The organism is Polaromonas sp. YR568 (assembly GCF_943372955.1).
In the GTDB taxonomy this organism is placed as follows: domain Bacteria; phylum Pseudomonadota; class Gammaproteobacteria; order Burkholderiales; family Burkholderiaceae_C; genus Polaromonas.
The window spans coordinates 51885-64073 of the sequence record NZ_CALSAL010000007.1; the positions used below are offsets into that span (position 1 = coordinate 51885).

The following is a 12189-nucleotide window of genomic DNA, read 5'->3' on the forward strand; positions in this document are numbered from 1 at the left end:
CAACATCGTTCGGGACGCAAACGGAGCCAGTTACTTGACGCCCACTAGGGCCACTGGAGTCGCTGTCGAGCGCTATGACGAGTTTCTGACGCGCGCCGCCGCTGGGATCCCCGGGTTGAACGACCCTATCAGTGCATTGATCTGCTCACTCACTGTTTTTGACACGCCACATGCAGTAGAAGATATTCTGCAAATGACTGTGGCGGCGCTGAAATCGGATCGCGCTGACCCGACCATCTACATCCATTGGGCTCGAAATCGCAGGCTTTTTTGCAAAGAGCTTTCTGTCCACACACACAAGGTTCTCCAAAGAATCCCTTGCAGTGATGAGATTGATACCAGCACAGCCCTTGCAGAAGCCACAACGATTCTCAGCAACTGGTATCCGCTCCCGAAATGCGCGACGCCAGAATCGTTACTCAAGTGGCTCATCAACGATGCCACGGCGTGGAATTACTTCAATTTGCCGCGCCCGTTGTTTGCTGACCTGTGTCATGAGCAACCCATCACGCCGCTCTCGTCCGACGTGCTTGCCAGGCGACTTCAGGCATCGAGGAATCCCGCTGAGTTTTCGCCGTCGCCGCGCCGCACCGATCAGAACGAGGAAACACTGTGCGATGCAATTTGTTCTTCGCTCTTTGAAGCTAAGGTGTCCTCATCCTCTGCGTGGCTCATCACAGCACTTCTGGACGCATTGAAGTCAAAAGAAAATCGGGATGCAGGACCACGAAAATCCTCAGACCGCTCACGAGAGGCGGCCATTCGAAGCCTGTCCAAGCTCTCTGGAAGCCTCGAGACCGCCGACCCTACTGCAGCTTTGATTTTCGATTTCACCCTCTTTATGCTGAATCGCGGTACGGCGCGAACAGCTAAGGGGAATGTAGATTTGATCAGGAGCTATTTGAAAGATCTGGCCAAGGATCTGCACGCAGCGATTACCAAGACCGGTTGCCACCCACTCAGTCTCACTGATGAGGCGTGGCATAACCAGCTAATTGCACTGCGCAACGTCGTACCCACAGCAACTCGCAGCAAATCAATCGCCGCTCTCAACAAATACCTGCAATCCCAGCTAGGCATCGAAGCCTACTTGCCCGATCACGGAACCGTCGAGCAGCGGGCAGTTCACGCCAACGTCGTGTGGCCAAACGAGTTGTGCGCTTCCTTCGAGTTCATTAAAACGCATGAGCCTGATGAACGCCTGCAAGAACAACTGGCAGTAATCCTTTGGATCGGTGATCGTGCCCCGATTCGAATTGGCGAAATCAGCCTGCTGCAAATACTAAACATACGGTTCATGGATGTACACGGTACAAGACACGTCCAGTTGGAAATTGCTCCACGCCGTGGACTTCATGAGGGCAAATCTACAGCTGCCCGCCGGATCATACCGTTGGGGACTGAGGAGAGCTGCGGGATACTTTTGAACTGGTTAAAGCGGCGCGAAAAAACGGAGTATGCCCACCGTGAGCACTTCCTCTTCGGTGACCCTCATGATGAACAAAGGCTGTACCGGTTCGGCAGGAGTATTCGTTCTTTGAATCAAACCTTGAAATGGGCCACAGGAGACACGTCGGTCAGTTTTCATACCTTGCGACACAGCGTGGTCACACGGATGATCAATCAAGCCTTTGAGATCACTGATTCGAACCAAGCCACCGCACGTCTACAAGAAATTGCATTCATCGCAGGCCACAAAAGCGTCGCAACGACCTTGATTTGTTACTTTCATACCCCTCACACCGCGCTCCGCAAAGCGGTTGACCGGAAATTGGCTGCAAAGTTTCCGTGTCTGATCGGTCCTCCCCAGATCGCAGTCGCCCCAGTAGCAACAGGACCGGAGCCTCGCAATATTGATACCTCGGAGCAGTCACACGGCCAATCCCCAAATGTTCTCAAATCAACGACTGCCAGGCAGCGCCATGAAGTGACGCTCATCCGGAAAGTGTTAATGGATATCTGCAGCGACCTTCCGCCGACTGCCATAACCAGCCGTTGCGGGATCAGCATGTCCACGTTGACTGCCCATGTGGAGTGCGCGCTGGACATTACCGGAGGCTTGCTCGGCACGAAAAAGGCTAGCGTGTGGGATTCTCAGTACGATTCCCTGGAGGTGAAGGTGAAGTTGACCCAGCAGCGACTAGTCGAGCTGGGATTTAATTTCAACCAACCGAAGCTTTCCGTTCACCAGTCGATCTGGTCTGGCCTGAAGAAACTGAATGCGGACTCCCTAAAGGAAGTTGGGCTAAGCTGGCTGCGCTCGTTCAAGGGCGGAGCGATCTCGCTGGATAAGCCTTCAGATTGCGATCCGATCATCAAATTCATGAGGCAGGCAGGCGTTCCTGCTGAACATTTTCTTGTTCGTGGCGCTTCGACCCCCGCCGAGCATGCACAGGAAGGCGGTACGCACCTTCAGATTCAGAACCTTACGCACACACTCTTTGATCACGAGCGATCGCTTGAAAGTGTGGGGAAGCGGGGTGGCAGGGCGTCTCGGTATCTGATCGTTTGTCGTCGACCAGTTTTTCACGGGCAGAAGACACCATCGGCTGCTTGTCGGATGACCGAAGTGCATTCGGCTTTTCTGGTCGGCGCGATGTCAGCATTTCTTCAAAAGAAACAGGGCTAAATCCATGCCTATCAAGCTCTTTGATCTGTTTGTCCGAAATCATGATCAGTCTTATCTTGTCGATCGCCATCAAAGCCTCGTGAACCGCTTGATAGAGGCGATCAAGAACCTCCTCGCGGCGCCAGAGATTATTTCAAGTTTGACAGTGAGGACGAGTATTCAGGACGGCGGTGAATTATTGGAATTCAGCCTCAACGCCAAAGCACAGATGGATTTCTTCAGGATGGATACTGAGGACGCCAGCCAACTCGAGCAAGAGGCCAAAGAAGTGAGGGACACTCTTCGCCCGAAGTTCGAAGCACTGAATGAGTTGGCCAGGGAATTGCGCCTGACGCCAGCCCGCTTTTGGGAGATTCTTGAATCCCGGGGCTTTAAGTCCGACATGATGGAATTGATCAGGGTGGCGAGCAAGCTGAACCTCAAGGCCATTCGCCTTCGCACCGCTCAAAATGATCAATGCTATGTCGATCTTGATCACCTTTTGAAAACAGCTACACGTCAAACGCCTGTTGAGTTACGTCTGATCGTCAAGTTGGTCGCATCCAATCACGCCTTCTGCAAGATCATGAGGTCTGATGAGCTCAGGCATCTGGGAACAAGACGCCAGATCAAACTGGTTTGGCCAAGACACAAGAGCGAACTCGACATAGCCCAACGCCTTCTGGCAGGTAGCGAGAGGCGCCGCCCAGTTGTCGTCAACGCATTTCCAGTACTTGACCTTGCAGGCGATGTCTGTGGCCTTGAGCTGGAGCGGTTTGCCGAGGCCCGACCTCGCAAGTGTGCGAAGACTAAGAATCGCCATTCTGCTGACTGGTTTTCTGGCGCTGACTGGCCAATGCCCAAGTAATTTCTATGGTCTTGGCGACTATCTTGTTATGAGCTGCTTTCACCATCCCTCATCCGACCTCTGAGGAACTTGCCAGAGCCACCCAATAAGGCGCTCCTGTTAAATAGCTTGCCTTGGAACTGGAAGTCGCGATCGATACGAACAATAAGCAACTGCTCGAAATCACCTTGACTCTTGACTTGGACGTGGTCGCCACTTTTCTCAGGGGAGATGGTTTTAACCTCGACTAACTTCCCGTCAATCGTGCCATCTGAACCCGCCCGGTGCGTCTCGTGCCGACGCAGCCCAAAGTGAAGCTCCGCATAAATTTCCCCCAACTCACCCCAAACCTGCAAGTACCTGCCGGTGTTTTGAAAGTGCCGAGATGCGCAGGAGACCAGCTCCTGGAAAATATGGGCTTGCTCTGAGACGCTGAAAGGAAAGCCCTCTCTGCTACGGAAGGTCTCGCTCGGTTTAACGGGGAGGACATCTTTTCTTGGCTCGCCATTCAGCTCCGATTCAATCCACTCTTTGCTCAGGTAATCCCACTCCCAAGGCGCTGCGCCAGAGCTTGCAGCATCAGCTATTTCCTCTGGGCTGTAGCCACGTGCGTTCATTTCGTACAGAAAATCCCAGTCACTCATGATGTGCCCTCCGCCAAAATATCGTGGACCAAGAATAATGCGCGGTTCACCAGTCTTCAAGAACCAAATCAATGCCTCGTAAGGCATCTAATGATCCTTCGGCTATACCGATGTCCCTGGAGCTTGGCACCTGCCACTCTCGCGGGTTGATGCGAATGATGCATCCATCAAGCTCATGACTGATTCGATGGCTGAAATGTCGTACTGACGGGATAGAAGTCCCGGCCCCCGTTTCAACGACAACGATGCGCGCCTGACTTTCTGCAATCGTCGCTAGCCACTTCGCTTCGATACCAGCCTGCGTCTGAGAACGATCCTCCGCCCAATGCCAGTCGTTGAACATCAGGACGTTCGGCCTCGCGAGTTCTCCGCAATTTGGACAGCGTGGCGGTGAGTTCATCAGTCGACAGTTGTCGGCGTCCACCAGAGGCTCGTATTCGTCCGAGCTCCAGACACTTGGTGTGCATAGGTTGATGCACTGCAGGTGATGGATGGACCCGTGGCACTCATGAATATGCCCCTCAGAAAACCCAGCCGTCTGAAACTGCCCATCTACATTGCTCGTGAACACCCTTGCACCGAGTGGCATTCGTTCAGCCCAGCGCTGCAGGATATGGAATCCAGCGTGTGGCACGGTCTTGCGATAAAGATCAAGCCGGTGGCCGTAAAACCCCCAGGCAAGGCTTGGATCCTGCTCAAAGGTGCGAGGGCTGGCGACCTCGGCAAAATTGAGATTAGCTTTCGCCAACGCTGGATAGGCCCGCCAAAAGCCTTGATTGCCCCGGAAGTCTGGCAAGCCGGAGTCCACCCCCATACCTGCACCGGCCGCGATGACCAATGCATCTGCGCCAGCTATAACCTGTGCGGCTTGTTGAAATTTAGACTGGGAGTTACTTGTATTCACGGTCGATTTGATGAAGCGTCATCAATACTCAGTCTAGTCTGCCGCGATTCTCCATTAGTACGTTTTGACTGCTTCCGAGACTAACCGGAAGTTGTGACTCATACATTCAAGTCCTGAAAGCAGACGTTCGCATCCCGATTGACTTAGATTGCTATTGAGCTCAAGCCACCTATATTAGCCCTATTGTTCGTAATATCAGTCCCAGACAGACGAGCTTGAACTCGTCGTCTGATTTGTCTCTTCCCTGCATGCTCATTTGAATGAAACCCAGTACCTTCTTGATCTGTCTGTTGGGCGTTATAAGGCACAGGGTGACCCTGAATTCCTTGATTTGGTGCCCACTAAAGTATCCCTGGTCTGCAAGGGCACGCAGTCTCTTTTTGCCCATGGCTTCACGCGCGGCTTGCGCCATGGGGCCAAGTTGCGCTCGGTCGCTACCAGCATTAGGCACCTCGTGCATAACGATCTCAAATGGTGTTTGGCATCCACAGCTACTTGCGCGTTATAAGCCACCATGCCAGATCCTCTGGGAATGGTCGCCATGAATCGTGCATCGAGATCGGTCCTGGATATTTGGCCGTCAGGTTGTGTTTTGAGCCGTTCTTTGGTGCTACCGAGTTCACGCATTTGCTGGCGCAGCCGTGCAATCCTGTCTGTCAGCCCCACTGTCTTGGCCTCAAGCTCAACAGGCTGCGTGCGGTCAGCGGTCTCAAGTGCATTCAGGTAACGATGGATGCTCTCTTCAATCTGCTCTGATCGCTTGTCAATCTTGACATTTGTGAAGTTGCAATCCCGTTAATTCTCAGCCTTGAAATTGCTGCTGTCGATTGCCACCAGGGCCTGGCTGAAGAGCTTGAGATCGCGACACAGTACGACGAACCGGCGACACACATTACGAATGCCTACACTCTTGTCACGTCGGATGTCTGCTGTTCTGAACCGACGGCTGGTTACTGATAGCCTAGGATGTTTTGAAAAGGTGATTTTGGGCGTATCGGTGCGCGATATTGCACGGCCTCAGGCTGCAGCAATACCTTCCTAGAGCCTATCTGGCAGGTCAGAGCTGTCAGGCGCTGGACTCCCCAACAAAAGCTTTAAGTCGTCAAACGGCAAGTGATGGATGAAAGACCCATATGGGATCCAATTAAGCACGACTTCAAACTAGCGCTTTCAATGCATAGAAACGTTCACATTTTTGATTTGCGTGAACTCAAACAGTTCTTCTTTTGATTCTTCACGCCCGAGACCTGATTGCTTGTATCCACCAAAGGGGGCGCCAATAAAATGTGCGGAGCAATCATTGATCCAAACATAACCTGCCTCTACGCGTTCAGCTGCTTGATGGGCTGTGCGCACATTGTTTGTCCAAACTGAGGCTGTTAATCCCAAGTCCAAACCGTTGACGGCAGAAAAGAGTTCGTCTTCATGGCTCCACCGCATGATGCTCAGCACAGGTCCAAAAATTTCCTCACGCGCAATGCGCATAGATGGTTTTACGCCAGTGAAGACGGTAGGTTCGATAAAGAAACCATGGGCCAAGGCTGGGTCTGATGGAGGGTGTCCGCCAGTCACCAGCAATGCGCCTTCAGCTTGCGCACTCGCAATGAATTCCATGGTGCGCTCGTACTGAGCACGGTTGATCAGGGCGCCCATGGTGGTGTCCATGTGCGTGGCCATACCCGGTTTGTGGCGCTTGGACAGCAGGTCCAAAAGCTGTTCTACAAAACGATCATGCAAACTGTCATGGATGAACAGCCGACTGGTCGAACCACATGACTGTCCGCACCAGGTAAAGTTCATGCCCCGCACAGCACCATCGACTGCTTTTTCAAGATTTGCATCGGGGAAAATCATCATGGCATTCTTACCGCCGAGTTCCAGCAGTGTGCGCTTGAAAGTGTCAACCGCCGCGTGCAATACGGCCTTGCCAGCTTGCACGCTGCCAATCAAACCCACTGCGGCAACTTGCGGATGAGAAGTCAGCGCAGCGCCGACTTCCCGGCCACCGATCACGCAGTTAAGCACACCAGGCGGAAAAACATCTGCCAGCAATTCCATCAAACGCATGGTTGATAGGGGCGCTTGCTCCGGGGGTTTGATGACAACGGTATTCCCTGCGGCCAAGGGGGCCGCAATTTTTCCTGCTGCGAACATGAAGGGATGATTGAAGGGAAAGATACGGGCAACGACGCCAAGCGGTTCGCGGCGGGTGTAGTTCAGTGAACCATTGCCCGTTGGAATGGTCTCGCCCTTGATCTCTAGGACTAATCCTGCAAAGTATTCCAACTGTGTGGCTGCGATTTCCGCATCAAAAAGCATGGCCTTGACGGGGTTGCCACAATCGGCCGCATCCAGCAAGGCAAGATCGGCTGCGTTGGCTCGAATGCGAGCAGCAGCCTCGCGCAAACAGCGAGCACGGACCAAGGGCGGTGTTGAGGCCCAAGCCTTGAAGGCAGCTTTTGCACTGTTTACAGCCGCGTCCACATCAGCGTCATTGGCTGTCTCAACTTCAGCCAACACCGCTCCTGTACAGGGGTTGATGCTGATGAGGCGTTGGGCTTTAGGGTTTTGGTGCCACGTTCCCCCATAAAACTGGCCTTGTTCAACGGGCAAAACTGATGAAACGAGGGTGGATAAATCTTTAGAAAGGTCAGTCAATGGAAAACCTTAAAGTAGGGATGGGAGTTTTTCGATGTATGCACACGTTTCGTCCAACCCAACCACGTCGGCATACTTGGCATGCAGGTCAAATAAGCTTTGGTCGTGCGCATTTCTTGAGCGGTCACCAACGCATTCGCGGATGACCATTGCTCGAAACCCCGTCTGTAAAGCGTCAACTGCAGTAGCACGCACGCAGCCGCTCGTGGTGCAACCAGCTATCAGCAAAGTGTCTACCCCTTGGGACACCAGTCGCGAGCTTAAATCTGTGCCAAAAAAACAAGAGGCATATTTTTTGACAAGCCATCCTTCAGACGGTTTGCGTTGCAAACGGGGGTCTAGTTCAACTTCTGCTGTGCCAGTGCGCAAATTCATCACACCTCGTTGTTTCAACGCCCAAATGCCCGCATCCTTGAGGTCAACATCGTCATAGCTGACTGTTGAAAAGATGACGGGTAGACCCCGTGCGCGCGCACTCTTCAGTAAATTCTGAGTGGCTTCGATTTGCGCGTCCAGATTGGCACCCAACATCGCATCCGGGTTGGTGAAAGCTCGGATCATGTCAATCACCAACACCGCAGGGCGAAGGCCGTACCCAATAGTCAGTCCAAAACCACGTTGAGTAAAAAAATCAAATTCGGTTTTCATCGTGATTACGCTTATCCCATCAAACTTGGCAACCAAGTGGCGATGGGTTTGAAATAAAAGACCAAGACAAGCATCAAAATGCTGATCATCACAAAAGGATAGGCCGCTTCAAAGACCTCACGCATGGTGATATGCGGGGGGGCAACGCTTTTCATGGTGAAAAGTAACAAACCAAATGGAGGCGTCATCAGTCCCAGTTGCATGGCGATTAAGAAGAGCACGCCAAACCAAATCGGATCAATTCCTGCGCTCATGACCAGCGGCATAAAAAACGGTAGCGTCAAAAGCATCATGCTGACTTGGTCAACAAAACAGCCGAGAACTAACAAAATAAGGATCATGGCCAAGATCAGCATATTGGGACTCAAATCAAGTGCACCTACCGCACCCAAAAAACCATTGGTAGCGCCCGAAAAGCCCAATATCTGAGAAAAAGCTGTGGCCCCAACGATGATGAAAAGCACCATGCATGACACTTGCACCGTACCCTTCAACGACTGCACCAAGCTTTGCCAGGTCAAGACTCGGTAACATGCTGCCAACAAAATCGTGGCGGCTGCCCCCAATGCCGCAGCCTCACTCGGAGTGGAGACACCAGATGACATGGCACCGATCACCACACCAAAAACCGATAACAGTGGCAGTACATAGAGGGCAAAAAGGCGCCAACGCTGCCAGCCGACGTAACGCGTACCTTCATCATCTGAAGGTACGCTTTCTGGCTTTAAAACTGCCTTTGCAATGATGTAGACCACGAAAGATACAGCCAAAAAAATGCCGGGAACAATTCCTGCGAACAAGAGCTTGGTGATGGATATATTGGACAAACTCCCAAACAACACGATGAGCGCTGATGGCGGAATCAGCATGTCAACGCCGCCAATAGCAATGATGGGCCCCATTGCCAAAGAGGGGTGATATTTCTTCTCCAGCATGATCGGAGTCATGGAGCGGCCCAACATGGCAGTCGTCGCAATGGTGGATCCAGAGATGGCTGAAAAAGCTGTGCCTGCCACCACAGAAACGACTGGAAGACGAGCCGGTATGCGGTAGATTAACCGATCAAACGCATCAATCACCTTCATCGCTAGACCGGTCTGGAACAACACTTCACCCATCAAAATGAACAAGGGTATCGGTGTGAGCGAGAAAGTGATGACCGATGCAATCGAGTTGCGTGCCAGCTGATCAATGCCAGCCATACCGCCCATAAACACAAAGGCAGCCACTACGTTGGTAGCTAAAAAAGCCAGCGCCACAGGTAAACCAATGAACATCAAAAAAATCACGCCTGCAAGCAACGCGATCAGGCTTAGCGTCCAGTCCACTTTGAACCTCTTGTTTCAATAAAAAGACATCAAACCGATGAAGTGGCTTCAGAACGAATGGTCTTGGGACTGTTGATCTGACGCAAAAGCCTGAGCACGCACTCAACAGTCAAAACACCAAAAAGCACGCTTGCCGGCGTGATGAGCCACCATTCAGGGAAAATGAAAATCTTGAAGACCAAAGAGCCTTGTTCGGCACTCGCTAAAGCTGCCTTGCAGCTTGCAAAAGTTAAAGCACTACATGCCAAAATTGCGAAAATGTCGGCCAACACCTCCAAAGCCCAAGCCACATTGGTTGGTAGCATTTTGAGCACAACGTCCATGCGCACATGGGCTCCTTGGCGCAGCAGCCAAGGGGCTGCCAAGAAGGTAGACAAGTAAAGGGTGTACTCGGCCACCTCATTGGCCCAAGCCATATTGCCGAGCCTCAGGTTGCGCACCAAAACATCAGCGCATATGACCACCACCATCAAAGCCACCAACGCACAAGCGAGCAGCGCCAACACAGAAAGCAGACGTTCCCAATGGGCGTCGAAGCGAACGAAGAATTTCATGTGCAAGGGCTTTGATGAATTTTCAAATCTTAGCGTGTGAGAAGCTGGCGCAGTTTGGGACCGTGCTCAGGGCTGCGTTTGTTAATGCTCTCCCAAATGGCGTCGGTTCCACGCTTGGCGTAAGCAGCCGTTTCAGCAGGCGGAAACACAATGGCTTGGATACCAGCAGCGGCTTGACGTTTCTTCTCTTCTTCCCACTTTTTGGGGTTTTCCAAGTTGAGGTTTTCCATCCAGATCGCGGCATCCGTGAGTACAGCGCGTTGCTTTTCATTCAAGCGTTTCCACGTGTTCAGATTCATCAAAACGCCAACCTCCGTGTTGTAAAAACCAGGCTCTACGCGGTATTTGGTGTGCTCTTGCAGGTTCAGATCAAAAATCCCCGAAACTGGCCAGCCGTAACCGTCAATGACCCCTCTCTCCAGCGCTGTGTAAACCTCACCAGGAGAAATGGTCAGTACATTACCACCCATGTTTTGAAAAAATTCTCGGTAAATGGGAATACCGCGAAGTCGCATTCCGGTAAGGTCAGGTTTAGTAATTGGCTTTTTCAAGAAGAGGTGGTACGGCATGTTGTCAATCGACCGCCCCAAGTAGTATGCGTTGAGCTTTTCACCCCAGAGTTTGTTGACATAGTCGTAAGCGCCATTTTTACGCCATTCCTGAACGGGAATAGTGCTCACCGACAAAGCGTCAGACTCGGGTAGCAAGTTGGTGTAAAAGTTTCCTGTGACATTGGCTATGTCGACCACGCCACTTTTGACGGCATTGCCCACCTCAAAGGGAGGCATCACCTTTGCGCCACCTCCCACATAGTTGATCTGAATGTAGCCTTTTCCATCCGCATTGACTTTTTGGACAAATTTTTCAAAATTTTGCGAGAAAAAATTACCTTCAGGCCAAGCGCTCACAGCCTTGATGGTGACTTCTTGCGCAAGCGCGGGGGCTGAACTCAGTGCAAATGCGCAAGCAGCCGTTAAAAGGCTCAGTTTTTTAATCAATTTCATTTTGTCTCCTAGTGGTTGGGGATGAATCACAGCTGAAATGACATGGAGTGAAAGTTACAGAAAGTAGTAGCCGCCATCAACGACCAGCGACTGGCCTGTGATGAAAGCACTGTCGTCAGAGGCAAGAAAGCTGACCACGCCCTCCAGATCGCGTGGACCTTCTTCTCTCTGGATGCAACGCATGGCGATTTGTTGGCGCTTTTGTTCCGGTGTCACCGTGCCACGGGGCACTTCGGTGTCAGTGGCCCCGGGAAGAAGTGCATTCACCGTGATTCCGTCCGGCCCAAGCTCGCGTGCAAGTGAGCGGGTCATTCCCACCACTGCAGCTTTGGAAGTGGTGTAGTGGAGGTAATTGGGGCGACCCATCAAAAATGCAGCGGAGGATACGTTGATCACCCGTCCCCATTTGTTACGCCGCATGAGCGGAACCAACGCCCGGGTCATCAAAAAAGTGCCTGTGATGTTGACATTGAGGACTCGAACCCATTCGTCTACCGGAATTTCTTCGAATGGTCGCATGGTGATTGTCGAAAAAATCGCAGCGTTATTGACCAGTACATCGCAAGATCCAAATTCGCGCTCGACGGACATGGCAGCTTGCTCAACGCTGCCGACATCCGACACATCAACGGTCAATGGAAGACATGTGGCCCCCAGAGCTCTGACCTCTAAAGCCACACGATTAAGCGCATCTGTTTGCAAGTCAATGGCCACCACTCGGTGGCCCTCTTTGGCAAAGCGCAATGCATAGGCCCGTCCTAGCCCTTGTGCTGCGCCAGTTATCACAATGACCCGGGCTTTCGGGTTTTGCGCTGATAGTTCTGTCAAAGGAATATCTCCTTGTAAGTCTTGCGTTGAAGAATCTGGATTATTCTTAGTTAACTAATGATTTAGATTGGTGCTAGTCTGTGTATAGGTCGATCAAATGTCAATCTCGATTCGATCATCGATTAACGAAAACCCTTAGACGCATCCATCGCTGCTGATTGCTTTT

Annotated in this window: 10 protein-coding genes and 1 pseudogene; 2 read left to right on the plus strand and 9 right to left on the minus strand. The window is 51.9% G+C overall.

Annotated elements, in window-relative coordinates:
* The first annotated feature begins 115 nt into the window (after positions 1 to 115).
* Both AAG793_RS14580 and AAG793_RS14585 read left to right on the plus strand, forming a co-directional pair.
* Positions 116 to 2629 (plus strand): site-specific integrase, encoded by a 2514-nt coding sequence (locus AAG793_RS14580; protein WP_341909414.1) that lies wholly within the window; start codon positions 116 to 118, stop codon positions 2627 to 2629.
* A gap of 4 nt (positions 2630 to 2633) precedes the next feature.
* Positions 2634 to 3476: a hypothetical protein gene (locus AAG793_RS14585; protein WP_341909416.1), complete on the plus strand. Its 843-nt coding sequence runs from the start codon at positions 2634 to 2636 to the stop codon at positions 3474 to 3476.
* Positions 3477 to 3502: 26 nt separating this feature from the next.
* On the opposite strand, the gene AAG793_RS14590 is transcribed toward AAG793_RS14585, so the two are convergent.
* From AAG793_RS14590 to AAG793_RS14630, 9 genes and pseudogenes are all read right to left on the minus strand, one after another.
* Positions 3503 to 4099 (minus strand): hypothetical protein, encoded by a 597-nt coding sequence (locus AAG793_RS14590; RefSeq protein WP_341909418.1) that lies wholly within the window; start codon positions 4097 to 4099, stop codon positions 3503 to 3505.
* A gap of 46 nt (positions 4100 to 4145) precedes the next feature.
* Positions 4146 to 5003 (minus strand): Sir2 family NAD-dependent protein deacetylase, encoded by an 858-nt coding sequence (locus tag AAG793_RS14595; protein ID WP_341909420.1) that lies wholly within the window; start codon positions 5001 to 5003, stop codon positions 4146 to 4148.
* Positions 5004 to 5328: 325 nt separating this feature from the next.
* Positions 5329 to 5942, minus strand: a pseudogene (locus AAG793_RS14600) (IS5/IS1182 family transposase); the annotation flags it as partial.
* Positions 5943 to 6173: 231 nt separating this feature from the next.
* A complete protein-coding gene (locus tag AAG793_RS14605) occupies positions 6174 to 7661 on the minus strand; it encodes an aldehyde dehydrogenase family protein (protein ID WP_341909422.1) in 1488 nt (495 codons plus the stop codon).
* Between the two features lie 9 nt (positions 7662 to 7670).
* The gene (locus tag AAG793_RS14610; protein ID WP_341909424.1) at positions 7671 to 8345 is read right to left on the minus strand and encodes an isochorismatase family protein; all 675 of its coding nucleotides are present in this window, start codon (positions 8343 to 8345) and stop codon (positions 7671 to 7673) included.
* Positions 8321 to 9637: a TRAP transporter large permease gene (locus tag AAG793_RS14615; RefSeq protein ID WP_341909427.1), complete on the minus strand. Its 1317-nt coding sequence runs from the start codon at positions 9635 to 9637 to the stop codon at positions 8321 to 8323. Before AAG793_RS14615 ends, AAG793_RS14610 begins: the two co-directional genes overlap by 25 nt.
* A gap of 29 nt (positions 9638 to 9666) precedes the next feature.
* Entirely contained in the window at positions 9667 to 10191 is a 525-nt protein-coding gene (locus AAG793_RS14620) for a TRAP transporter small permease (RefSeq protein WP_341909429.1), read from the minus strand.
* 29 nt (positions 10192 to 10220) lie between these two features.
* The gene (dctP, locus tag AAG793_RS14625; RefSeq protein ID WP_341909430.1) at positions 10221 to 11195 is read right to left on the minus strand and encodes a TRAP transporter substrate-binding protein DctP; all 975 of its coding nucleotides are present in this window, start codon (positions 11193 to 11195) and stop codon (positions 10221 to 10223) included.
* Positions 11196 to 11249: 54 nt separating this feature from the next.
* Positions 11250 to 12023, minus strand: a complete 774-nt coding sequence (locus AAG793_RS14630; RefSeq protein ID WP_341909432.1) for a glucose 1-dehydrogenase — start codon at positions 12021 to 12023, stop codon at positions 11250 to 11252.
* Positions 12024 to 12189: the final 166 nt, after the last annotated feature.